The following is a 23,333-nucleotide window of genomic DNA, read 5'->3' as shown; positions in this document are numbered from 1 at the left end:
ACTACGATGTGCCGCTATGGCACGTGTGCTCACTCCCCGCACCGAGGATTACCCGCGCTGGTATCAGGACGTGATCGCCAAGGCGCAGCTGGCCGAGAACGGCCCGGTACGCGGCACGATGGTGATCCGACCGACCGGCTATGCGCTCTGGGAACGGATGCAGGCAGAGCTCGACTCCCGGATCAAGGCGGCCGGCGCCGAGAACGCCTACTTCCCACTCTTCATCCCGGAGGCGTACCTGACCCGGGAGGCGGAGCACGTCGAGGGTTTCTCGCCGGAGTTGGCGGTGGTCACCCACGCCGGCGGCAAGCAGCTCGCCGAGCCGGTGGTGGTCCGCCCCACCAGCGAGACCGTGATCGGCGAGTCGATGGCGAAGTGGGTCAGCTCCTATCGGGACCTGCCGCTGCTGCTCAACCAGTGGGCCAATGTGGTGCGCTGGGAGCTGCGACCGCGGGTGTTCCTGCGGACCAGCGAGTTCCTGTGGCAGGAGGGGCACACCGCCCACGCTACCGAGGCCGACGCCCGCGCGTACGCCCGGAAGATCCTGCACGAGACGTACGAGGACTTTATGGTCAACGTGCTGGCGATCCCGGTGGTGGTCGGGCGCAAGACCGCCGCGGAGCGCTTCGCCGGGGGCACCAACACGCTCACGCTGGAGGCGATGACCGGCGACGGCAAGGCCTTGCAGATGGGCACCTCGCATGAGCTGGGGCAGAACTTCGCCCGCGCGTTCGACATCAGCTACTCGTCGGCGGCCGGCACGGTGGAGCACGCGTGGACCACCTCGTGGGGGGTCTCCACCCGGATGCTCGGTGGGTTGATCATGTGCCACGGCGACGACCAGGGGTTGCGGGTGCCGCCGCGGTTGGCCCCCATCCAGGCGTACGTGATGGTGGTCAAGGACGGCGACGGCGTGCGGGAGGCGGCGACCAAGCTGCGCGACGCGCTCCGCGACGCCGGGGTGCGGGTGGCGCTCGATGATCGGGTGGAGACCCCGTTCGGCCGGCGGGCGGTCGACGCCGAGCTGAAGGGTTACCCGGTGCGGGTCGAGGTCGGTCCGCGGGATCTGGCCGACGGTAACGCGGTGGTGGTGCGGCGGCGTGATGGCGGCAAGACCCCGACCCCGGTAGCGGACGTGGTGGGCGCGGTCCGGGCCGCGCTCGACGCTGATCAGCAGGCGCTCTACGACGAGGCGACTGCGTTCCGGGAGTCGCGCACCACCGAGGTCGCCACCCTGGCCGAGGCGATCGAGGCGGCGGCCGAGGGCTGGGTGCGGGTGCCGTGGTCGGCCGTGGGCGAGGCCGGCGAGGCGAAGGCCAACCAGTCCGCGGTGAGCGTCCGGTGTCTGCTGCGCGCGGATGGTTCGGTGCCCGACGCCGAGGACGAGCCCGACCTCTACGCCATCCTCGCCCGCTCCTACTAAACCGCGAGTTGATCATGAACCTAGGTACATGACCGGGGCCAGAATCGGTCCCAAACTCCATGGTCAACGCGGGAGGGTGGCGTGTTGAAGCCCGGCGAACCGGTGATCCGGCGGTACCACAAGCGCGGCGAGCAGCTCTCGGTGGTGAAGTTCTGCCGGGTGGTGAGCGACGACGAGCGAGGGCTGCTGCTCTGGCTGGCGGAGGGCAGCCCGCTGCGCTGGCTACGGGCCGCCGACGGGCGCGGCCTGCGGGATATGCCGTTCGCTGAGTGGCTCACCGTGCCGAAGCAGCTGGTGGCCCGCCGGTGGACCGACACCGGGGTGCTCATCCTGCTGCCGCCGGACGCCGCGCACTCGGTCTGGTGGTTCTACCGCGGCCCCGGCGGCGGCTTCTCACAGTGGTACATCAACCTGGAGCAGCCAGCGGTACGGTGGTCCGACGGCGAGCTGGTCGGGGTGGACACGGTCGACTATGACCTGGACATCGTGGTGATGTCGGACCGGAGCTGGTGCTGGAAAGATGAGCACGAGCTGGCGGAGCGGATCGCCTTTCCGGAGCACTACTGGGTCTCCGATCCGGTGGCGGTGCGGGCGGAGGGGGAGCGGCTCGCCGCCCTAGCGGAGGCTGGTGGCTTCCCCTTCGACGGGACCTTCTGCGACTTTCGTCCCGACCCGGGCTGGTCGGTGCCGGCCGAGCTGCCCGCCGGGTGGGACCGGCCAAGGGCCTGGTCGTAGCGGCGCGCGGGTGCGCTACGGGCTGCTGCGGGGCGACTGGTGTGGTCTGGCACAATAGGGGGCTGGTAACCGGCGCGTGACCGGCGCCCTCTACCCGGTCACGCGGCCAGTCCGCGAGGCCTCCGGCGCCCATGCCCCACGTGGGTCCGGCCGGTGTCCCACCCGCGCATCACCGATCAGCCCCGGTGGTGCCGAACTCATACAGGAGCGAACACACGTGGCCGTACGAATCCGGCTTCTGCGGATGGGTAAGATCCGCAACCCGCAGTACCGCATCGTCGTGGCGGACTCGCGCGTCAAGCGCGACGGCAAGGCGATCGAGAACATCGGCATCTATCACCCGAAGGAGCACCCGTCGCGGATCGAGGTCAACTCGGAGCGGGTGCAGTACTGGCTCTCGGTGGGTGCTCAGCCCAGCGAGCCGGTCCAGGCGATCCTGCGCAAGACCGGCGACTGGCAGAAGTTCAAGGGCGAGCCGCCGCCGGAGCAGCCGCTGCTGGTAGCCGCCCCGAAGGTGGACCGCCAGGCGATCTACGAGGCCGAGGCGAAGGCTGCGGCCGGCCTGGCCGAGCAGCCGGGCAAGGGCGAGGCCACCACGGCGGCGAAGAAGTCCGCTAAGAAGGGCGCCAAGAAGGCCGAACCGAAGGCCGAGGGCGGCGAGTCCGCCAGCGCCGAAGCGTCGACCGAGACCGCTGGTGCGGAGCCGGCGGAGAAGGCGGAAGCGAGTGCGAAGGCAGCCGAGGCAGACTCCGGTGAGCAGGGCTGAGGTGGCGCTGAAGCCTGCGTTGGAGCATTTGGTCAAAGGCATCGTGGAGAATCCAGACGATGTCCGGGTTCGGATGGTGGACAACCGGCGCGGCAAGCGCCTGGAGGTCCGGGTCCACCCGTCCGACCTGGGTACGGTGATCGGGCGTAACGGCCGTACCGCCAAGGCCCTCCGCCAGGTGATCTCGTCGGTCGGCGGCAAGGCGGTACGGGTCGAGATCATCGACTCCTACTGATGCTGTTGACGATCGGTCGGATCGTCCGGCCGCATGGGGTGCGGGGCGAGGTGGTGGTCGAGGTGGCCACCGACGAGCCCACCCAGCGGTACGCAGTCGGGGCGGTGCTGGGCGCCAAGCCCCCTACTGACACTGTCGTTGCCCCGGCCACCCTCCGGGTGGCTGGGGCGCGCCCGCATCAGGGTCGGCTGATCGTGGCCTTCGAGGGGGTCGCCGACCGCGATGCGGCCGAGCGGCTGCGGGGCGTGTTGCTGCGGGTGGAGAGCGGCGAGCTGCCCGCTCCGGTGGACCCGGAGGAGTTCCTCGATCATCAGCTGGAAGGTCTGGCGGTGGTGACGGTGGCGGGCGAGTCGGTAGGCACGGTGCTTCGGGTGGACCATGCTCCCGCCGCCGACCTGCTGGTGGTATCCCGCCCTGCCGGCGGCACGGCGTTGGTGCCGTTCGTGACCGCAATCGTGCCCGAGGTGGATCTGGACGGCGGGCGGCTGGTGGTGGACCCACCGGCTGGCCTGCTGGAGCTGTGACCGGGCCACACTATGCGGATCGACATTGTCAGCATATTTCCTGACTACCTGGCTCCGTTGGGGCTGTCGTTGGTTGGTCGGGCGCAGCAGAGCGGTGCGGTCACCGTCGCCGTTCATGATCTTCGGCAGTGGACTCATGATGTCCATCGCACGGTGGACGACTCCCCGTACGGCGGCGGACCGGGCATGGTGATGCGACCGGAGCCGTGGGGTGAGGCGCTGGACGCGCTCGCGGAGCCGGGCAGCCGCCTGTTGGTGCCCACTCCGGCCGGGGAGCGGTTCAGCCAGCGCATGGCGCAGCGGTTGGCGGGTGAGGAGCGGCTGATCGTTGCCTGCGGCCGCTACGAAGGGATCGATCAGCGGGTGATCGACCATGCGGCCGGCCGGATGTCGGTGACCGAAGTCTCGCTGGGCGACTATGTGCTCTTCGGCGGCGAGGTGGCGGCGTTGGTGATCCTGGAGGCGGTGGTCCGACTGCTGCCCGGGGTGCTCGGCAACGCCGACTCGCTGGTTGAGGAGTCTCACAGCAGCGGTCTGCTTGAGGCGCCGCTGTACACTAAACCGGCGAGCTGGCGGGGCTTGGCCGTGCCAGAGGTGCTGCGCAGCGGGGATCATGCCCGGATTGCCCGGTGGCGGCGTGAGCAGGCGCTGTTGCGGACGGCTACTCACCGGCCGGATCTGCTTGCGGAGCTACCGGCGGATGCGCTCGATCCGCGGGACCGGGAAGTGCTCGCGGGGGCCGGCGTGACGCCGCCCCACAGCGGTATGGCAGAGTAGAAGGGTTGCCGGGTTTTCGACCTGGGTGACCGGACCAACATCCACCCGCGCACCGGGTCGTGGTGCGCGCCGAGGCTTGAGGATTTGAGCGATGAACACGTTGGACGCGCTGGACGCCCAGTCGCAGCGAGCTGACATCCCGGAATTCCGCGCCGGTGACACGCTCAAGGTGCACGCGCGGGTGGTCGAGGGGAACCGGTCCCGGATCCAGGTCTTCCAGGGCGTGGTGATCCGCCGGCAGGGCTCGGGCATTCGGGAGACCTTCACCATCCGGAAGATCAGCTTCGGGGTCGGTGTGGAGCGGACCTACCCGGTGCACAGCCCGGTGCTGGACCGGATCGAGATGGTTACCCGGGGTGATGTCCGCCGGGCGAAGCTCTACTACCTGCGGGAGCTGCGCGGCAAGAAGGCGAAGATCAAGGAGCTGCGCGAGAAGCAGCCGGCCTGAGCATGATCGACCGGCGGCGAGGTGATGGCCCGATGTGGGGCTGCACATTGCCGCCGGCCGGCGCCGGACAAACCTTTCGCTTGCGGCTAAGCTTGCGCCGGTGACGGCCGGTGAGCGCAATGGTCGCGGCTATCCTCGCGACCACGATGGATACTCTCCGTATGGTGCGGAGGTCGGGGGCTACCCCGACTGGCGGGATGATGAGCTGCCTGCGACGCGGAACGAGTTCTCCGACCAGCGCGGCTATCCGGACCCGCCGAGTGCCGCCTATGGCCCTGGTTACGCCGCCGCCGCCGACTACCCGCCGGAGACCGGCTACCACCCGGCGAGGTATGGCTACCCCGAGTCCCGCGAGCAGCCGTACCCTCCTCACGGGTACGACGACGGCGGCGGTTACCTGCCGGCCGGCTACCCGCCGCCGGAGCCACCGCCGGTCCGGGGCGGCTACCCGCCGCCGGGTTACCAGGCCAGCCACTATCCTGAGCAGCACTATCCTGAGCAGCACTATCCCGCCGACTACGCCGACCCGGGCTATCGGTCCCCGGCATACCCCGACCCTGGCCCGCCGGGTTATTCGCCGGCCGGCTACCCGCCGGGTGGTCCGGAGGGTTATCCGGCGCCCGGGTACGCCGACGACGGCTACCGGGCCGGTTACACCGACCCGCACCCGGCCGATGCCGCCACCGCATACCAGCCTGGGGTGAGGGGTGGTGCGGCCCGTCCCGACGCCTGGGCGCAGCAGTGGCCTGACGACGCCAGGCCGCTGCGGGGCCCCGGCGATGAGCCGGAGGACCCCGGCTGGACCCGGGTGGTGCCGGAGCAGGCCGGACCCGAGCCGGCGCGGACGCGGGAGGCGCGCCGGGGGAGCGATCCGAGGTCGCCCCGGCGGCGTCCGGGCGACGGGCGGGGTGCCGGCAGCGGTGCTGCGCCCCGGCCACGTAAGCGCCGCGGCCTGCCGCTCTGGCAGGAGCTGCCGCTGTTACTGGTGATCGCCCTGTGCCTGGCCGTCCTGGTCCGCACCTTCCTCTTGCAGGCGTTCTACATCCCCTCCGGCTCGATGGAGGAGACCCTGGTCGCGGGCGACCGGGTGCTGGTCAACAAGGTCGTCTACCACTTCCGGGAGCCGGCGCGGGGGGAGGTGGTGGTGTTCCAGGGCACCGACGCCTGGGAGCCGATCGGCGGTCAGGACGACGACATCGGGCTTTTCGCTCGGGGGAGCCGTGCGATCGGTGACCTGGTGGGGGTAACTCGCCCCGGGGCCAGCGACTACATCAAGCGCGTCATCGGCCTGCCCGGTGACACGGTGTCCTGCTGCGACGTGGACGGGCGGGTCTTTGTCAACGGGCAACCCCTCAATGAGGAGTACGTGATCCGGGACTCGCCGCTCGACGACGTACCGCTGGGTGACTGTCGGGGGCGACGCTTCGATGAGGTGGTGGTGCAGCCCGGTCACATGTTCGTGATGGGTGACCATCGGCAGGTTTCGCAGGACTCCCGCTGTCAGGGCCAGATTCCACTGGACAATGTGATCGGTAGGGCGTTCATCATCGTGTGGCCGAGCGACCGGTGGACCGGGCTGTCGCAGCCGGACACCTTCGGGGCCGCGCCGGCCGCTCTGGGCACGACGACCGAGCCGTCGCCGGCCGCGGCCGATGCCGGCGCCGGAGCCCAGCCGGCGGCGCAGGCGCTCGGCGTGGCCGGGTTGCTCGGCGCGTCGATGCCGGTGTTCCGTCGCTCTTTTCGGGGGGACTCGCCGAGTTTGCGGCGCCGTGTCCGGCCGATTCGACGTAGGCTCGCGGCGTGATAGACGAACAGCCGACTGAGGAGCAGCCGCAGCAGCGGCGAGGTTCGTTCTGGCGGGAGCTGCCGATCCTGCTCGGTGTGGCGATCGTGGTGGCGATCCTGGTCCGAGCGTTCGTGCTGCAGACCTTCTACATTCCCTCCGGGTCGATGCAGAACACGCTGGATCTCTACGACCGGGTGCTCGTCAATAAGCTCGTCTACCACGTGCGTGACCCTGCCCGCGGGGAGATCGTGGTCTTCCGTGCGCCGACGCAGTGGAGCCCGAGCGGTGACGACTTCATCAAGCGCGTGATCGCGGTCGGCGGCGACGAGGTTGTCTGCTGCGACGACCAGCAACGCCTGATCATCAACGGTCACTCGCTCGACGAACCGTACCTGTACTCTCGCGATGGCGTCACCGACGCCGCGGCGATCCCGGAGTTCTCGGTGGTCGTCCCGGAGGGCAGACTGTGGTTGCTGGGTGACCATCGCAGCTCCTCCGGCGACTCGATGGACCACTATCAGCGCTCCGGGGGCGATGCGATGGTGGCGACGGTCAGTGAGGATGCCGTGGTCGGGCGGGCATTTGTGCTCTTCTGGCCGTTCGATCGAGCCGAGTGGCTGTCGGTGCCGGATACCTTTGAACCGGTCCCCGGCAGCGGCTGAGCCGGCCGTCACCGCGACGGCCGGGATCACCTGGGGAGGTGTGATGCTGCCGCCACCACGGACCGTCGTGCGTACCGAGGGCGGGATCTACGCCCTTGAGCGGGCGCTGCGGCGGCGCGGCTTCGCGCGGGTCGCTGGGGCGGATGAGGCCGGCCGGGGGGCCTGCGCCGGCCCGCTGGTGGCCGCGGCCGCGGTGCTACCGCCGGGGCGGCGCGGCGAGATCGCCGAACTCGCCGATTCCAAGCAGTTGACCGCGGCCGCGCGGGAGCGGGTCTACGCCCAGGTGGTTGACCGGGCGCTGGCGTATTCGACGGTGGTGGTTCCCCCGGCGGAGGTGGACGCGCGAGGGTTGCAGGTGTGCAATCTCGCGGCGCTGCGGCGGGCGCTGGCCGCGCTCGCGGTCCGCCCGGACTACGTCTTGACCGACGGATTTCCGGTGGACGGGTTGGACGTGCCAGGCTTGGCGGTGTGGAAGGGCGACCAGGTTGCGGCCTGTGTGGCGGCGGCGGGGGTGCTGGCGAAGGTCACCCGGGACCGGCTCATGGTCGAGCTGGCCCAGCAGTTCCCCGATTACGGCTTCGCCGAGCACAAGGGGTACGCGACGGCAGAGCACACGGCGGCGTTGTCCAGGTATGGTCCCAGCGCTGTGCACCGGTTCTCGTACGCGAACGTGGCGCTGCGGCAGCCTGCTCTGGTGGTGAGCGGTGGTGGAGATGAAGCTGCCGGTGTCGACGTCCGGGGTGAGGAGTAACCTCGGCGTGGCATCTGGTGAGCGGATGTGGGTGGGCGAAGATGGAGATGGGCAGCCGGAGGGGGAGTGAGATGAGCGCGGAAGATCTCGAAAAGTACGAGACCGACATGGAGCTCCAGCTCTACCGGGAGTATCGCGACATCGTCCGCCAGTTCTCGTATGTGGTCGAGACCGAGCGCCGGTTTTATCTGGCGAACCAGGTCGACCTGCACGTGCGTAACTCGGATGGTGAGGTCTACTTCGAGGTCGAGATGCAGGACGCCTGGGTGTGGGACATGTACCGCCCAGCGCGGTTTGTCAAGAACGTCCGGGTTATGACGTTCAAGGACGTGAACGTGGAGGAGTTGGAGAAGCCGGACATTTCGCTACCTTCGGACTCCGGCTTCGGCGGCTGATACCCGCACGTCCGTCCGGGGCGTCGTCCCCGTCAGGGCATCGTGTCGCGGGAGCCGGGCAGGCGCCCCTCGCCTGCCCGGCCCGCGCTTGTTGCTCGTGGACCCGGTGCCTGTCGGCCTGGGCCGTCGTGGGTCTCAGCGCGGCAACTGCCGGCGATCGCCGCCGCTGCCCACCGAACGCCGGACCGCCCCGATCACTAGCAGCGACACCCCGGCTATCGCCGCGATGATCAACGTGGCGACCAGAATGTTCCACAGCGCGCCGATGATCCAGCCCAGGATCTGGCCAGCCACGATGATGCCGACGACGCCGATCACCACCCAGAGCACGATCTTGCCGAACCCACCGCTCCGCTCCGTCATGACCTCTCCTCGCCAGGTGGCTCGTCAGCTCCGGCCGGCGGGCGCCGCCCGGGCCTAACCTGTCGCTCCTATGCTGCCACCCGGTCGCACTGGGTGCGAGTCGCCGACCCGGTTCTCCGGGAGAGCTCCGGGTGATCCCCGATGTCTGGACCGAGCAGCCGCGCGAGCCGCCGCCCCGCTGGGTGCGCCAGCCACGTTTTCCACAGCCAGCCGCTACGGTGCGGTTGTCCACAGCTTTGCCCGTCGGCGACTTGCCACCGCCGAGGCGGTACGCGCAGGCTGCCGGCATGGGGTGGTCGGGATCGACGCGGCGGGACCGCAGGCGGCTGGTTGTCTCAGCCTTTCTCCTCTTGGCAATAACCGGGCTGCTGGCAGCCGGCGGAGTTACCGCGGCGGCGAGTCGGGCCGCGGGAGCATCGCCTCCTGCGCCAGCGGCTTCGTCCGCCGACGCCGCCACCGCCGCCCGCGGCGAGTATCGATGGCCGCTGCCCGGCCCACCGCCGGTGACCCGACAGTTCATCCCGCCAGCCGCCCCGTGGCTCGCTGGGCACCGGGGCGTCGACCTCGCGGCGCCGCCCGGGGCAGTGGTTTTCGCGGCCGGCGCCGGCGTGGTCTTCTTCGCCGGGCCGGTAGCGGGCCGACCAGTGGTGAGCGTGGCGCACCCCGATGGGCTACGCACCACCTACGAGCCGGTCGTCGCCACTGTCGCGGTAGGCGAGCCGGTCGCGGCCGGTGCCCCGATCGGGGTGCTCGAGGCCGGCCATCCGGGCTGCTCCACCAGCGCCTGCCTGCACTGGGGAGTGCGCCAGGGCGAGGTCTACCTCGACCCGCTCAGCCTGTTGGGTTGGGGGCGGGTGCGGCTGCTGCCGCGGCCGGCGGTGACGTAGCGTCGGTGACCATGACCTCGACCCGCTGGACCAGGTTGTTGGTGAATCCGCCGCGGTTCCAGGATTGGTCCACCGGCTGGGTGCGTCCCGCCGCGTCGGTGGCGCGCGCCTGCAGCCGGTAGTGACCAGGCGTCGCCTGCCAGTCGTACCACCAACGGCGCCAGACCCACGCCGGCGCGTCACTGGGCTCCAGCGCAGCTGGTGTCCAGTGCTCTCCACCGTCGATGGAGACCTCCACCCCGGTCACCTCCGCGTCACCGGCCCACGCCCGCCCGGTCAGTCGGCACGGCCCGGCGGCAAGGCCGCGTACCCGGGACATGAAGTCGGGGTAACCCGGTGGTTGCAGCAACGCCCGCGGCAGCATCCGGGTGACCGGCTCACCCGGCTCGTCGGGGTGCTGCCGGAGCCGGTAGGCGCTGGTGTTCTGGTAGCCGTCGAACGGGGTATCCCGAACCGTGATCTGCCGCAGCCACTTGACGTGCGCCATGCCGTACCACCCGGGGACCACCAGCCGCAGCGGCGCACCGTGCTGCGGTGGCAGCGGCACCCCATTCATCTCGTAGGCGAGCAGCACCTCGTCGCGCAGCGCCTCGGCGACCGGCAGACTGCGCTGGTAGTCCTGGGTGACTCCGCGCTCCACACCGTGGTCAGCGCCGGCGAAGACCACCTCGACCGCGTCGTCGGCGAGCCCCGCCTCGCGTAGCACCGGCGCCAGTGGGGTGCCGGTCCACTCCGCGGTGCCGACCGCGCCGGTGAGCCACGGCTGGCTCACCGGTCGGGGATTGAGGAGCGCCCGCCCGTTTCCGGCGCACTCCATGGTGACCCGGGTCGTCACCCGCGGCCGCGCTCGCAGCGCCGGCAGGTCGAGTCGCACCGGCCGGGTCACCCGGCCAGCGATGGTCACAGTGAACTCAGCCGGGTCGAGCTCCGGGATGTCGTAGTGGGTCAACAGGTAGTGCAGCCCGATCGGGGTGACGTCATAGCGCAACGCCTCCAGCGGCAGCGCGTGGTTACGCGCCGCCAACGCCAGCTCTTCGAAGGAGATCTGTTCGTCGGGTTCGGCCACCCGCGCGGGGCTGCTCCACGGCTGCGCCATCACCCCAGCATAGGCCGGGAGCCATAACAGATCCATTCACTGCGTTGCGGGTTGTCCACAAGACGCTGGTTATCCACAGTCTGCGAGCCAGACCGTAGCGGCAGCCGCGCGGGCGCTGCCATCGTCTCGCCCATGACAAAAGCGAGGCAGGCGGTGGGTGCGTACGGCGAGCGGCTGGCGGCCCAGCATCTGGTGGCGGCGGGGCTGGTGGTGCTGGACCGGAATTGGCGCTCCGGCACCGGCGAGATCGACATCATCGCCCGTGACGGGGACGTGCTGGTCCTCTGCGAGGTGAAGACCCGCCGGGGTCCGGAGTTCGGGACCCCGGCGGAGGCGGTCGGTCGCCGCAAGGTGGCGCGGATGCGGCGGCTCGCCGGGGAGTGGCTGGCCCTGGCTGGGGTCCGCCCCCGGGAGGTGCGCTTCGACGTGGTGGAGGTGGTGTCGCCGCCGCGGGGGGCCGCCCAGGTCCGTCACCTCAAGGGAGCGTTCTGATGAGCTACGCCATGGTGCGGTCGGTGGGTCTGGTGGGGGTGGCGGGGCATCTGGTCGAGGTGGAGGCCGACCTGGCGAACGGGCTGCCGGCGGTGGCGCTCTCGGGTTTGCCGGACACCGCCCTACACGAGGCCCGGGACCGGGTGCGGGCGGCGATCGTCAACTCCGGGCAGGTCTGGCCCAACCGTCGCATCACCGTCAACCTGCTCCCTGCCTCGCTGCCCAAGTTCGGGTCCAGCTTCGACGCCGCGATCGCCTGCGCTGTGCTGGCGGCCGCCGGGGAGCTGCCACTGGCCGGGCTGGCCGGCGCGGCCGTCATCGGTGAGCTGGGGCTCGACGGCAGCCTGCGGCCGGTGCGTGGGGTGCTGCCGATGGTGCTCGCTGCGGCCCGCGCCGAGGTGGGCTCGGTGATTGTGCCGGTGGCGAATGCGACCGAGGCGGCGCTGGTGCCCGGGGTGATGGTCTGGGGCGCAGATACGTTGGGGATGCTGGTGCGCGCGATTCGCGGTGAGGGCCCGCTGTCGCCGCCGCCAGCGCCGAGCCCGCTGCCTACCGCCTCGGCCGCTCCCGACCTCGCGGAGGTGGTGGGTCAGGCGACCGGCCGGTGGGCGATGGAGGTCGCTGCGGCCGGCGGCCACCATCTGGCGATGGTCGGACCGCCGGGGGCGGGCAAGACACTGCTGGCTCAGCGGCTTCCGACGATCCTGCCGGAGCTCGATGATGAGGCGGCGTTGGAGGTGACCGCGCTGCACTCGGTCGCCGGGGCGCTGCCGACCGGCGCCGGGCTGGTGCGGCGCCCGCCGTTCCAGGCCCCACACCACTCCGCCAGCATGCCGGCGCTGGTCGGAGGTGGGGCGGGTCTGGCCCGGCCGGGGGCGATCAGTCTGGCTCACCGCGGGGTGCTCTTTCTGGACGAGGCCCCCGAGTATTCGCGGCGGGCGCTGGACGCCCTGCGGCAGCCGCTGGAGGAGGGCATGGTGCGGCTGCGTCGATCGGCGGGGGAGACCACTTATCCGGCCCGGGTCCAGCTGGTGCTGGCGGCCAATCCGTGCCCGTGTGCCCGGCCGTCCGGCGACGCTGATTGCGAGTGCACCGCCCTGGTGCGTCGCCGCTATCTCGGCCGGCTCTCCGGGCCGCTGCTGGATCGCATCGACGTCCAGCTCGGCCTGGAACCGGTGTCGGGGGCAGCGTTGTTCGATGCCGAGGCGGTCGCGGAGTCGTCGGCAACCGTCGGTGCGCGGGTGGCCGTTGCCCGGGCCGCCGCAGTGGCCCGCTGGAGCGCTCACGGGTGGCGCAGCAACGCGGAGGTCCCCGGCTCGGTGCTGCACGCTCGGCGGTGGCGGCCGCCGCCGGCGGTGATGGCACCGGCTCGACGGCTACTTGACCTGGGCGAGTTGTCTGCGCGGGGCTTTCACCGAGTGTTGCGAATGGCGTGGACGCTCTGCGACTTGGCGGGGAGATCAAGGCCAGACCGGGGCGACCTGGCCGCAGCGACCGAACTTCGGCGGGGGGAGCGTTGGTGAGCGAGTTGGAGCAGGTGCGCACGGCCCGGGTGGCGCTGAGCGGGGTTGCCGAACCCGGCAACCTCGCGCTGTGGCGGCGGGTGTCGAGCTATGGCCCGGTGGCGGTGTTGGAGGGCCTGGTCGCACAGGGCGCGGCGGGGGCGCCGTCGCTCTTCGCTACTGGCGATGCGGCGGAGTCGATTGATCCGGGGCGGCGCGCGGCGGAGAGCTTAGCGCTGACGCAGCGGCTCGGGGCCAGGGTGGTGATCCCGGAAGATGACGAGTGGCCGGCGCAGCTGGATGACCTGCTCAAGATCTGCGGTAAGGGTGGGGGCGATCCGGTCGACCGGGACGCCGCACCGCCGCTGTGCCTATGGGTTCGCGGGCAGCAGCGGCTGGACGAAGCCCTGGCTCGGTCCGTCGCGGTGGTGGGGGCCCGGGCCGCCAGCGGGTATGGCGGGCACGTGGCGCGTGAGATCGGCTACGGCTTGGCCGACGCCGGCTGGTTTGTGGTTTCGGGCGGAGCCTTCGGGATCGACGCGCACGCACATCGGGGAGCGCTCGCGGCTGGCGGGGGGACGGCGGCGGTGTTGGCGTGCGGCGTCGAGCGGGCCTACCCGTTGGCGCACGCCAATCTCTTCGACCAGATCACCGAGCAGGGCTTGCTGGTGAGCGAATGGGCGCCGGGCGCCGACCCGTTCCGGCATCGGTTCCTGATCCGCAACCGGGTGATCGCGGCGGCGACGGTCGGGACCGTCTTGGTGGAGGCTGGCGCGCGCAGTGGGGCGAGACAGACGCTACGTCGCGCGCGGGAGCTAGGCAGGCGACAGCTGGTGGTGCCGGGACCGGTGACCTCAGCGATGTCGGTGGGGAACCATGAGGAGCTACGCCAGCCCTACGATCCGCCGGCCCGGTTGGTGACCGGGGTGGCGCAGATCCTGGAAGAGGTCGGCCGCATCGGCAGTGACCTGGCACCACCGGTGCGAGGCCCGGACCAGCCGCGGGACCGGTTGGGTACCACCGAGCGGCGGCTCGTCGAGGCGCTGCGCCGGCGCGCCCCGCTAACCGCGGAGCAGGCCGCGGCTCGCGCGGGGGTGCCGCTGGCCGACGCGGTGCGGATCCTGCCGGTGCTGGTCCTCTCCGGCCACGCGGAGCGCCACGGCGATGGCTTCGTCGCGGCTCGGCGACCAGGCGGGGCAGGCTCGCCGGCGGGTGCTTGACAGCCGGTCCGAGGGCTCGGAAGGTCGGACCATGAGAAGCGAGCAGACCCGCGAGGAGTTACCGCCGGAGCTGGCGGCGGTCGTCGACGCCTTCGCGAGGCATCTCGGCAACGTCGCCGGCCGCTCGCCCCACACGGTGCGGGCTTACGTGGCCGACGTGGTGTCGCTGTGCGAGCACGCGGTCCGGATGGGGGCCCGGGAGCTTTCCGAGCTCGATCTCACCGCCGTGCGAAGTTGGCTTGCCCGGCAACGTACGCTCGGCTCGGCCCGGGCCACGCTGGCCCGCCGGGCCGCCGCCGCCCGCACCTTCAGCGCCTGGGCGCACCAGCATGGCCACCTAGCCACCGACGTGGCGGCGCCACTGGCGAGCCCCAAGCCGCACCGCGAGCTGCCGGTGGTGCTCCGCCCGGAGCAGGCCGCAGCGGTACTGGACGGCGCGGCCTCCGCAGCCCTGGAGCCTTCGGCTCACCCAGCGCCGGCCGCCATCCCCGGCCCTGATCCGGCTGCTCGGGCGCGGGCGCTGGCGCTTCGCGACCATGCGGCGTTGGAGCTGCTTTACGCCACTGGGGTGCGAGTCAGCGAGCTGTGCGGAGTCGACCTGCCGGACCTCGACCTGACCCGTGGCGTGGTCCGGGTGCTTGGCAAGGGCGGCAGGGAGCGGGCGGTCCCGTTCGGCCGGCCGGCGGCGGCGGCGGTGAGGCGGTGGCTGGCCGACGGTCGACCGCTGCTCAGCCACTCGGACAGCGTCGCGGCGTTGCTGCTTGGGGCCCGTGGTGGCCGGGTGCACCCGACCGTGGTCCGCCGGCTGGTTCGTCGCAGCTGTCAGCAGGCGGCCACGCCGACCATCTCACCCCATGGCCTACGTCACAGTGCCGCCACTCATCTGCTGGAGGGCGGGGCGGACCTGCGCAGTGTGCAGGAGCTGTTGGGCCACTCTTCCCTGGCCAGTACGCAGATTTACACGCATGTCTCGGTGGCGCGGCTGCGGTCGGCGTATCGGCAGGCTCATCCTCGCGCGTGAGCGGGGGCGCTGGCGTCGAGGTGGTCTTCTGGCTTAGCGTGACAGCTCGTGGAGGGATATCGCAGCTACCCGGAGGGCCGGCAGCCCTATTCGGAGAAACCATACCCGGATACCCCATATGCGGATAAGACATACGCGGGGGGGACGTACGGTGAGAGCGCGTCGCCTGAGGGCGACTATCCGGCGAGCCCAAGTTGGTACGGGGAGCGGCCACCGCGCGAATCGGAGCGCTACGAGCCGGACCGATACGACGACCGGGCCCGTGACCTCGACCGGGGCCGCGACGCTGACCGGTACGACGAGCCCCGGCGGGAGTACGACGAGCCCCGCCGCGAACTGCCTCGGCCGGCCTCGGCCGAACCGGCCCGGGCCAGCGCCCCGCCGCCTCGCTCGGCACCCCCGCCGCCCGAGGAACCACCAGCACCCGCGGTCGCTCGCCGGCCACCACCAGCGGCTCCCGGCTCCCCGGGGCCGGTGGGGGACGGGGTCTACCGGAGCAAGCGTCCGGGCACCGCGGTGCTGATCGGAGCACCGGCGGTGGCGTTGGAACTACCGGCGTTGCTGCTGCTGATCGACTCCGCCTTCGGCGATCCGGTATCTCCCTCCGGGGTGGTGTCGGCGGTCTGCCTGATCCTGGCGTTGCCCCTGCTGGCGTTGGGTCTGTACGCGGTCGCCACGGGCGCGGTGCGGGCTGCCGGTCCGAACAGTCTGCAGGCGTGGCTGCGGCCGCCGGTCGGGTACCTGACCGTGGCGTTGGTGCTCTTCGTCGCGGCGGGGCTCGCCGGCTGACCGTGGGGTTTCGCCCGCGCTGGGGGTGGCTCACGTCCGCGCGGGGGTCGGGGCCCCGCCCCGATGGTGGAGCAGCGGGTGGTCCGGGTAGGGTCCCGCGACTCGGCGCCGCCCGGGGCGTAGACTCGACACAGCAGCCGTGTACGCGGCTGACTTCGCGCGTCCTCCGTGGGGCGGATTCCGCCCGCGGCGACGGCCGCCCTGGTCCCGGTTATGCAGCCGGGCCCAATCGGCCGGCGTCCGGACGCCAGGCTGACAACCAGGGATGAGGAGCAACCACATGGCCGTAGTGACCATGCGTCAACTGCTGGAGAGCGGCGTCCACTTCGGGCACCAGACCCGGCGGTGGAACCCGAAGATGAAGCGCTACATCTTCACCGAGCGCAACGGCATCTACATCATCGACCTTCGGCAGACGCTCGACTACATCGCCAAGGCGTACGACTACATCAAGCACACCGTTGCCGAGGGCGGTTCGATCCTGTTCGTCGGGACGAAGAAGCAGGCCCAGGAGGCGGTGGCGGAGCAGGCCGCCCGGGTGGGTATGCCCTACGTCAACCACCGCTGGCTGGGCGGCATGCTCACTAACTTCCAGACGGTGCACAAGCGGCTGCTGCGGATGAAGGAGCTGGAGGCGCTCGACCTCACCGGCACCGCCGAGGGTTACACCAAGAAGGAGACGCTTCACCTGTCGCGGGAGAAGACGAAGCTGACCCGTACCCTTGGTGGGCTGCGGGATATGCAGAAGCTGCCTGCGGCGATCTGGGTGGTGGACACCAAGAAGGAGCACATCGCCGTCGACGAGGCCCGGAAGCTGGGCATCCCGGTGATCGCGATCCTGGACACCAACTGTGACCCCGATGAGGTCGACTTCCCGATCCCGGGTAACGACGACGCGATCCGCTCCGCCGAGCTGCTGACCAAGGTCGTCGCCGCGGCGGTGGCGGATGGCCTGATCGCCCGGTCCGGCAAGCACCGCGGCGAGGACAAGCCCGAGCCGGGTGTGGTCGGCGCCGATGAGCCGCTCGCCGAGTGGGAGCGCGAGCTGCTGGGCGCGAGTGACCAGCCGGCTGGTTCCGGGCACCCGGCGCCCAGCGCTGACCCGGCCGCCGCGCAGCCGGTGGAGCAGCCGCTCGCCGGGCAGGCCGCCGCGCATGAGACCGAGGCGGGCGAGACCCGGTTGGAGCAGCCCGCGTCCACCCCTGCCGCCGAGTGATCGCACCGGCATAGACCACATCCGTACGTACGAGCGAAGAGAGAACAATGGCAGAGTTCACGGCCGCGGACGTCAAGAAGCTCCGCGATCTCACCGGCGCCGGCATGCTGGACTGCAAGAACGCGCTCACCGAGGTGGGGGGCGATGTCGAGCAGGCGGTCGAGGTTTTGCGGATCAAGGGCGCCAAGGACATCGGTAAGCGGGCTGGCCGGACCGCCGCCAACGGGCTAGTCGCCCACGCCGGCAACTCCCTGCTCGAGCTCAACTGCGAGACCGACTTCGTCGCCAAGAACGAGGAGTTTGTCGCGCTCGGGCAGCAGCTGGTGGAGCAGGTCGAGGCGGCTGCGCCGGCCGATGTGCCGGCGTTGCTGGACTCGACTCTGCCGTCCGGGCGCAGCGTGGGCGAGACGGTCAGTGAGGCCGCCGCCAAGATTGGCGAGAAGCTGGTGGTAAACCGGTTCCAGACGCTGACCGGCGACACCGTCGTCTACCTGCACCGTAAGAGCCCGGATCTGCCGCCGCAGGTCGGCGTGCTGGTGTCGTACACCGGCGCGGGGGAGGCTGCCGAGTCGGACGCCCGGGCGGTGGCGATGCAGGTCGCCGCGATGCGCCCTCGCTACCTGACCCGGGACGAGGTGCCGGCCGACGTGGTCGAGTCCGAGCGGCGGATCGCCGAGCAGACCGCTCGGGAGGAAGGTAAGCCGGAGGCCGCCCTGCCCAAGATCATCGAGGGTCGGGTGAACGCTTTCTTCAAGGACTCGGTCCTGCTTGAGCAGGCTTCGGTGGTGGAGCAGAAGAAGACCGTTACGCAGGTGATCGGTGAGGCCGGACTCACTGTCACCGGGTTCGTACGCTTCGAGGTCGGCCAGTCCTGACCTGAAGCTAGCCGGACAGACGACGAATAGAGCGGTGAGGGTGGCCCCATGACGCAGGTGGTAGCCGAGAAACAAGGCGGAGCCGAGTCGGCGGGGCCACCCGCTGCTTTTCGGCGAGTGGTGTTGAAGCTCTCCGGCGAGGTCTTCGGCGGTGGTGAGATCGGCGTCGACCCGGATGTGGTCCAGTCGCTGGCTCGGCAGATCGCCACCGTCGTTCAGCAGGGCGTGCAGGTAGCCGTCGTGGTCGGCGGCGGTAACTTCTTCCGGGGTTCGGAGCTGCAGCAGCGGGGGATGGACCGGCCCCGGGCGGATTACATGGGCATGCTCGGCACGGTGATGAACTGCCTGGCGTTGCAGGATTTCCTGGAGCGCCAGGGGATCGACACCAGGGTGCAGACTGCGATCACCATGGCGCAGGTCGCCGAGCCGTACATTCCGCGTCGGGCGATCCGGCATCTGGAGAAGGGCCGGGTGGTGATCTTCGGTGCCGGCGCCGGCATGCCGTACTTCTCCACCGATACGGTCTCGGCGCAGCGGGCGTTGGAGATTCACGCCGACGCGGTGCTGATGAGCAAGAACGGTGTCGACGGTGTGTATACCGCCGATCCTCGTACCGATCCGACCGCCCGGAAGCTGGACACGGTCACCTTCGCCGAGGCGCTCCGGCAAGGGCTGCGGGTGGTCGACGCCGCCGCGTTCAGCCTGTGCATGGAGAACAGCCTGCCGATGCTGGTCTTCGGCGCGGAAGGCACCGACACGATCATCAAGGCGGTCAGCGGTGATCGACGTACCGGCACGCTCCTGACCGCGGGCTAGGCGGTCGGCTCGGTCGCGGCGGCGGCCGGTGTCTGGCCAGGCCGGCGAGCCGTTGACCGGCGTCGCAACGGGGGAACCCAGGGTGACGCGCCCACGAGTATCGTAAGGCGCAGGCGGCAGCATGGAGGAGAGAACGTGATCGACGAGGCACTCTTCGAGGCTGAGGAGAAGATGGAGCGCGCGATCGCGCACGCCAAGGAGGAGTTCGGTGCGATCCGGACCGGCCGGGCGAGCGCGGCGATCTTCGCAAAGATCATGATCGACTACTACGGATCGCCGACCCCGCTGCCGCAGCTGGCGTCGATCGGCACTCCCGAACCGCGAATGGCGATCATCAAGCCCTACGACACCTCCCAGATCGCGGCGGTGGAGAAGGCCATCCGGGATTCCGACCTCGGTGTCAATCCCAGCAACGAGGGCGCCCAGTTGCGGGTGGTGCTGCCGCAGATGACTGAGGAACGCCGGCGCGAGATGATCAAGAAAGCGCGCGGCAAGGCAGAGGACGCCAAGATCTCTATCCGCAACATTCGCCGGAAGGCCAAGGAGGAGATCGACCGCCTGGTCAAGGAGGGTGAGGTCGGCGAGGACGAGGGCCGGCGCGCGGAGCGGGAGCTGGAGGAGATCACCCATCGGCAGGTGGGGCACGTCGACGAGATCCTCAAGCACAAGGAAGCCGAGCTGCTCGAGGTCTGATGGGCGACCTCTCTGGGGCGTCCGCGGGCGGAGCGCCGCTGCCACCGCAGTCTGGATCCGACCCGCTGCCGAAAGCTCCCCCCTCCGCACCCCACGCTGCTGATGCTCCGCCGAGCGGCGGTGGCTCGGACCAACCATCGCCGGCCCAGCCGCGCGCCGGACGTAACCTCCCCGCGGCGTTCGCGGTCGGCGGCGCACTCGCGGTAGCGGTCCTCGCGTCGCTGCTGGTGTGGCGGCCCGCGTTCCTGGTCGTGGTCGTGGCCGCGGTAGCGGTCGGCACCTGGGAGACGACGCGGGCGGTGCAGACTACGGGGGCGAGGCCGCCGCTGGTGCCGCTGCTCGTCGGCGGCGCGGTGATGTCGGCCGTGGGTTGGTTCATCGGCCCCGCCGGTTTGACGCTCGGACTACTCCTGACCGCTGCGGGCATCTTCGCCTGGCGGCTGGCCGCCGGCCCCGACAACTACCTACGGGATGTCGGCTCGGCCTTCATGATCGCGGTCTATGTCCCCTTCCTCGCCGGCTTCGCCGCCCTGCTGGGGGCGGCAGACGACGGCCACTGGCGGGTGCTGGTGACGCTGGCGGTGGTGGTGCTGTGCGACACCGGTGGCTACGTCGCCGGGGTGTTCTTCGGACGGCACCCGCTCGCCCCCCGGGTCAGCCCGAAGAAGTCTTGGGAAGGGTTGGTCGGGTCACTTTTGGCGGCGGCGACTGGGGGAGCGGTCGGTCTGTGGCTAGCCTTCGGAGTCGGCTGGTGGTGGGGCGCTCTGTTCGGCTTGCTCGTCGCGGGCGCCGCGGTGCTCGGCGACCTGACCGAGTCGGTGCTGAAGCGTGACTTGAAGGTGAAAGACATGAGTGGCCTGCTGCCCGGACATGGTGGCCTGATGGACCGGCTCGATTCGATCCTCTTCGCCGCGCCCGCTGCATACCTGCTACTGAGTGTTGTGGCCCACTAAGCTGCCCGAGCATTGCCATGCGAGACTGGATAACGCCATGAACTCCCTCCCTGTCGTCGCGCTACCCACCGAGCCGGTCGAGGTCACCGGCTCGGGGTCGCCGGTTGCCCGGTCGAGCCCTGCTCCGAGACAGGTCCCCCGGCACCTGGCAGATCTTGCGATGCCGGAGCGTCGGGCCGCCGCAGCGGCGCTGGGGGAGCCCGGCTTCCGGGCCGGTCAGGTGTCGCACCATTACTTCGGGCGGTTGGTGCGGGATCCGGCCGAGATGACCGACCTGCCTGCCTCGGCCCGCGACCGGCTCGTCGAGCACCTGTTGCCCTCGCTGCTCACCCCGGCCCGGGAGCTGGCCTGCGACGGCGGCACCACCCGCAAGACGCTGTGGCGGCTGGTCGACGGCGCGATGGTGGAGAGCGTGTTGATGGCGTACCCGGACCGGGTGACCGCCTGCGTCTCCAGCCAGGCCGGCTGTGGCATGGCCTGCCCCTTCTGCGCGACCGGTCAGGCTGGCCTTACCCGTAATCTGACCACCGCCGAGATCGTGGACCAGGTGGTCTCGTTGGCGGGGAGCGCCGCCAGGGAGCTGTCCCAGCGCCTCTCGCACGTGGTCTTCATGGGGATGGGTGAGCCGCTGGCGAACTACTCCCGGCTGGTGGCGGCGCTGCGTCGGCTCGCAGCGCCCCCGCCGGAGGGGCTCGGCCTGTCACATCGGCATCTGACCGTCTCGACCGTGGGGTTGGTGCCGGCGATGCGCAGACTCGCCGCCGAAGACCTGCCGGTGACGCTTGCGATCTCACTGCATGCCCCCGATGATGAGCTACGTGATGAGCTGGTGCCGGTCAACCGGCGGTGGCGGGTCGCCGAGGTGCTGGATGCCGGCTTCGACTATGCGGCTCGCAGCGGGCGACGCCTCTCCATCGAGTACGCAATGATCCGGGACGTCAACGATCAACCCTGGCGAGCCACCCGGCTCGGTGAGCTGCTCGCCGGCCGGCTGGCGCACGTCAATCTGATTCCGCTCAACCCCACTCCGGGTAGCCGGTGGGACGCCAGTTCGAAGCCGGTGGAGCGGGAGTTCGTACGCCGGCTGCGGTCGGCCGGGGTGGCGACGACGGTGCGCGACACCCGCGGTCGCGAGATCGACGGCGCTTGCGGCCAATTGGCGGCGACGTCCGGAGACCAAGCAGGTGTGGAGACACGGGGGGACTCGGCGGGGGTGGCGACGCATGGAGAGGTTTGATCAGTGACCAGTCACGGACAACGGTTCCGGCGGCGGGCGCTGCGCCGCGGATACAAGGTCGATGAGGTCGATGCCTTCCTCGATCGGGTGGAGGACACCCTCGAGGGTGAGCCGGTCGAGGCGCCGGTCAGCGCGCAGGAAGTCCACGATGTCGTCTTCCGGGTTCGGTTCGGCGGCTATGACGAGTGGCAGGTGGATCTGCACCTGGACCGCGTCGAGCGGCAACTAGCGGAGTTCGAGGAAGGGGCCGAGCCAGAGCCGGACGGTCCGTACGGCCCGGATCCGCGCATGGTCGGCGGCCCGGACCGGATGGGTCCACCCGACTCGGGTCCGCCTGACCGCATGGGCTCGCCTGACCGCTTGGGCCCGCCGGATCGGATGGGGCGGCCAGAACACGCGGGCCACCCTGCCGAGCACATGGGCGGTCCGCCGGATCGGGTCGGTCCGCCGGAGCAGCGGATGCCGATGCCCGGTGGCCCGCCGCACTCGCCGGCCCCGAGACCTGGCCCACATGGGCCCGGCGGACCCGGCGGACCTCCCAGTCATGCGGGCGGACCGCCGAGCCACGGCGGCCAGGGCGGCTTCGGCGGACCTGGCGGGCGCGGGCCGCAGGGGCAGGGCCCTCAGGGCCATGGCGGCCCGCCGGGGCATGGTGGCCCACACGGCCAGGGCCCACAGGGTCAGGGCGGCCCGCCGGGGCATGGTGGCCCGCCGGGACATGGCCCACAGGGGCATGGTGGGCCCCCACCCGGCCGCGGCGGTTACCCCGAGCCCGAGCCGTACGGCCAGTACGACGAGCCGACCACCTTCGGGGGTGGGTTCGAACCGCGTACCCCCGGCCGGCACGCTCCGCCGCCCGGGCAGATGGACGACATGACCAGCGAGATGCGCTTTGACGAGCCGCCGGGCGGGCCGGCCGGGCGGTCGGGAATCCCGGGGCACAGCTCCGGCCCGCCTGCCGGTCGGCCATCCGGTGGCCGTCCCCCCGCGCACGGCTCGGGTGGGCCGCCCAGCTCCGCGCCACCACCGATGACTCCTCGCAGCCCGGGGCCGATGGGAGCCGCTCCGATGGGCGGCGGCGGCCACGATGGGCCGCCGGTCTCCGGGCCGGCCTCCGCTGATCTGCGACGCCTCGACGAGCTGCGGCGGGGGTTCCAACCTCGGCGGTTCGGCAGCGGCTATGACCGGGGCCAGGTGGACAGCATCTTCGAGCAGGCGATGGCTGGTGTCTCCGGGCAGGCGCCGATGCCGCCAGTTGACCAGTTGCCCGACTCCCGCCAGCTGGACCTGGTGCCCGGTGGGTATTTCGAGGGTGAGGTCGAGACCGCGCTGGAGGAGTTGCGGGAGATCCTGCGCCGGCACTGAGCGCTGACGAGGTAGGGGCGGCGCTGGCGGATGTCCGCCAGCGCCGGCTGTCGCTAGGGGCGGAGTCCGACCCGTCGCAACACGACATCCCCGATCAGCATCGCGGCGATGATCGCCGCGGTGAGCAGCAGCCAGAAGTCGTCGGCGACGCTGACGTGGTTGTTGAACGGCTGGGCCATCGACAGCAGCGCGATGATCGAAGCGATGCCCCCGATCCGGGCCAGCTTCAGGTTCGTCGGCTTGTGCTGATCGGGTGCGGTGACCTCCTGCTCGGCCACGGTCCATCCCCTCCGTCGGGTCTTGTGA

Annotated in this window: 26 protein-coding genes and 1 pseudogene; 24 read left to right on the top strand and 3 right to left on the bottom strand. The window is 70.8% G+C overall.

The features are described from left to right. Positions 1-16: 16 nt before the first annotated feature. The 11 genes and pseudogenes from proS (at position 17) to JQS43_RS18270 (ending at position 8,502) form a co-directional block, all read left to right on the top strand. Positions 17-1,423, top strand: a complete 1,407-nt coding sequence (gene proS, locus JQS43_RS18320) for a proline--tRNA ligase (protein WP_239675617.1) — start codon at positions 17-19, stop codon at positions 1,421-1,423. Positions 1,424-1,504: 81 nt separating this feature from the next. After that, positions 1,505-2,158, top strand: coding sequence for a ribonuclease FAU-1 family protein (locus tag JQS43_RS18315; protein WP_239675616.1), 654 nt, complete (start codon positions 1,505-1,507; stop codon positions 2,156-2,158). Positions 2,159-2,375: 217 nt separating this feature from the next. Next, the gene (gene rpsP / locus JQS43_RS18310) at positions 2,376-2,924 is read left to right on the top strand and encodes a 30S ribosomal protein S16 (RefSeq protein WP_239675615.1); all 549 of its coding nucleotides are present in this window, start codon (positions 2,376-2,378) and stop codon (positions 2,922-2,924) included. Between the two features lies 1 nt (position 2,925). After that, complete coding sequence (locus tag JQS43_RS18305) at positions 2,926-3,159, top strand: RNA-binding protein (RefSeq protein ID WP_239679488.1); 234 nt, start codon at positions 2,926-2,928, stop codon at positions 3,157-3,159. Between the two features lie 2 nt (positions 3,160-3,161). Then, the gene (gene rimM / locus JQS43_RS18300) at positions 3,162-3,683 is read left to right on the top strand and encodes a ribosome maturation factor RimM (protein ID WP_239679487.1); all 522 of its coding nucleotides are present in this window, start codon (positions 3,162-3,164) and stop codon (positions 3,681-3,683) included. 12 nt (positions 3,684-3,695) lie between these two features. Beyond that, a complete protein-coding gene (gene trmD, locus JQS43_RS18295) occupies positions 3,696-4,460 on the top strand; it encodes a tRNA (guanosine(37)-N1)-methyltransferase TrmD (protein ID WP_239675614.1) in 765 nt (254 codons plus the stop codon). A 91-nt stretch (positions 4,461-4,551) separates the two neighbouring features. Beyond that, on the top strand, positions 4,552-4,908 hold the full coding sequence (gene rplS / locus JQS43_RS18290) for a 50S ribosomal protein L19 (protein WP_239675613.1): 357 nt from the start codon (positions 4,552-4,554) through the stop codon (positions 4,906-4,908). A 952-nt stretch (positions 4,909-5,860) separates the two neighbouring features. Further along, the gene (lepB, locus tag JQS43_RS18285; protein ID WP_239679486.1) at positions 5,861-6,712 is read left to right on the top strand and encodes a signal peptidase I; all 852 of its coding nucleotides are present in this window, start codon (positions 5,861-5,863) and stop codon (positions 6,710-6,712) included. Beyond that, positions 6,712-7,356, top strand: a complete 645-nt coding sequence (gene lepB, locus JQS43_RS18280) for a signal peptidase I (protein WP_239679485.1) — start codon at positions 6,712-6,714, stop codon at positions 7,354-7,356. Before lepB (JQS43_RS18285) ends, lepB (JQS43_RS18280) begins: the two co-directional genes overlap by 1 nt. Before the next feature lie 43 nt (positions 7,357-7,399). Beyond that, positions 7,400-8,177, top strand: a pseudogene (locus JQS43_RS18275) (ribonuclease HII). 1 nt (position 8,178) lies between these two features. Next, positions 8,179-8,502, top strand: a complete 324-nt coding sequence (locus JQS43_RS18270; protein ID WP_239675612.1) for a DUF2469 domain-containing protein — start codon at positions 8,179-8,181, stop codon at positions 8,500-8,502. Between the two features lie 135 nt (positions 8,503-8,637). Here JQS43_RS18270 and JQS43_RS18265 read toward each other — a convergent pair whose 3' ends face one another. Continuing rightward, complete coding sequence (locus JQS43_RS18265) at positions 8,638-8,865, bottom strand: hypothetical protein (RefSeq protein ID WP_239675611.1); 228 nt, start codon at positions 8,863-8,865, stop codon at positions 8,638-8,640. A gap of 350 nt (positions 8,866-9,215) precedes the next feature. On the opposite strand from JQS43_RS18265, the gene JQS43_RS18260 reads away from it, so the two are divergent. Continuing rightward, positions 9,216-9,752 (top strand): M23 family metallopeptidase, encoded by a 537-nt coding sequence (locus JQS43_RS18260; RefSeq protein WP_239675610.1) that lies wholly within the window; start codon positions 9,216-9,218, stop codon positions 9,750-9,752. Here JQS43_RS18260 and JQS43_RS18255 read toward each other — a convergent pair. Continuing rightward, on the bottom strand, positions 9,697-10,848 hold the full coding sequence (locus tag JQS43_RS18255; protein WP_239675609.1) for a sulfite oxidase: 1,152 nt from the start codon (positions 10,846-10,848) through the stop codon (positions 9,697-9,699). The two genes, JQS43_RS18260 and JQS43_RS18255, sit on opposite strands and share 56 nt — an antisense overlap. A 132-nt stretch (positions 10,849-10,980) precedes the next feature. On the opposite strand from JQS43_RS18255, the gene JQS43_RS18250 reads away from it, so the two are divergent. The 12 genes from JQS43_RS18250 (at position 10,981) to JQS43_RS18195 (ending at position 23,027) form a co-directional block, all read left to right on the top strand. Then, on the top strand, positions 10,981-11,340 hold the full coding sequence (locus tag JQS43_RS18250) for a YraN family protein (protein WP_239675608.1): 360 nt from the start codon (positions 10,981-10,983) through the stop codon (positions 11,338-11,340). Further along, a complete protein-coding gene (locus JQS43_RS18245; RefSeq protein WP_239675607.1) occupies positions 11,340-12,863 on the top strand; it encodes a YifB family Mg chelatase-like AAA ATPase in 1,524 nt (507 codons plus the stop codon). The genes JQS43_RS18250 and JQS43_RS18245 overlap by 1 nt, the downstream gene beginning before the upstream one ends. Further along, on the top strand, positions 12,860-14,062 hold the full coding sequence (locus tag JQS43_RS18240) for a DNA-processing protein DprA (protein ID WP_239675606.1): 1,203 nt from the start codon (positions 12,860-12,862) through the stop codon (positions 14,060-14,062). Before JQS43_RS18245 ends, JQS43_RS18240 begins: the two co-directional genes overlap by 4 nt. A 31-nt stretch (positions 14,063-14,093) precedes the next feature. Beyond that, complete coding sequence (locus tag JQS43_RS18235) at positions 14,094-15,083, top strand: tyrosine recombinase XerC (RefSeq protein ID WP_239675605.1); 990 nt, start codon at positions 14,094-14,096, stop codon at positions 15,081-15,083. A 48-nt stretch (positions 15,084-15,131) separates the two neighbouring features. Continuing rightward, positions 15,132-15,872 (top strand): hypothetical protein, encoded by a 741-nt coding sequence (locus JQS43_RS18230; RefSeq protein ID WP_239675604.1) that lies wholly within the window; start codon positions 15,132-15,134, stop codon positions 15,870-15,872. 280 nt (positions 15,873-16,152) lie between these two features. Continuing rightward, positions 16,153-17,088, top strand: a complete 936-nt coding sequence (rpsB, locus tag JQS43_RS18225) for a 30S ribosomal protein S2 (RefSeq protein WP_239675603.1) — start codon at positions 16,153-16,155, stop codon at positions 17,086-17,088. 47 nt (positions 17,089-17,135) lie between these two features. Further along, a complete protein-coding gene (gene tsf / locus JQS43_RS18220; RefSeq protein WP_239675602.1) occupies positions 17,136-17,963 on the top strand; it encodes a translation elongation factor Ts in 828 nt (275 codons plus the stop codon). A gap of 48 nt (positions 17,964-18,011) precedes the next feature. Continuing rightward, a complete protein-coding gene (gene pyrH, locus JQS43_RS18215) occupies positions 18,012-18,779 on the top strand; it encodes a UMP kinase (protein WP_239675601.1) in 768 nt (255 codons plus the stop codon). A gap of 135 nt (positions 18,780-18,914) precedes the next feature. Further along, positions 18,915-19,472: a ribosome recycling factor gene (gene frr, locus JQS43_RS18210; protein ID WP_239675600.1), complete on the top strand. Its 558-nt coding sequence runs from the start codon at positions 18,915-18,917 to the stop codon at positions 19,470-19,472. Continuing rightward, a complete protein-coding gene (locus tag JQS43_RS18205) occupies positions 19,472-20,425 on the top strand; it encodes a phosphatidate cytidylyltransferase (protein ID WP_239675599.1) in 954 nt (317 codons plus the stop codon). Before frr ends, JQS43_RS18205 begins: the two co-directional genes overlap by 1 nt. Positions 20,426-20,462: 37 nt before the next feature. Then, positions 20,463-21,662 carry a dual-specificity RNA methyltransferase RlmN gene (gene rlmN / locus JQS43_RS18200; protein WP_275580920.1) on the top strand — a complete coding sequence of 400 codons (1,200 nt, stop codon included), beginning with the start codon at positions 20,463-20,465 and terminating at the stop codon, positions 21,660-21,662. 3 nt (positions 21,663-21,665) lie between these two features. Next, positions 21,666-23,027 (top strand): DivIVA domain-containing protein, encoded by a 1,362-nt coding sequence (locus JQS43_RS18195; protein ID WP_239675598.1) that lies wholly within the window; start codon positions 21,666-21,668, stop codon positions 23,025-23,027. A 53-nt stretch (positions 23,028-23,080) separates the two neighbouring features. Here JQS43_RS18195 and JQS43_RS18190 read toward each other — a convergent pair whose 3' ends face one another. Beyond that, a complete protein-coding gene (locus JQS43_RS18190) occupies positions 23,081-23,305 on the bottom strand; it encodes a hypothetical protein (RefSeq protein WP_239675597.1) in 225 nt (74 codons plus the stop codon). Between the last annotated feature and the right edge of the window lie 28 nt (positions 23,306-23,333).

Origin of the sequence: Natronosporangium hydrolyticum, assembly GCF_016925615.1 — a bacterium.
Classification (GTDB): domain Bacteria; phylum Actinomycetota; class Actinomycetes; order Mycobacteriales; family Micromonosporaceae; genus Natronosporangium; species Natronosporangium hydrolyticum.
The sequence above is the reverse complement of the archived record's forward strand: the minus strand, read 5'-3'. Positions and strand labels throughout refer to the sequence as shown.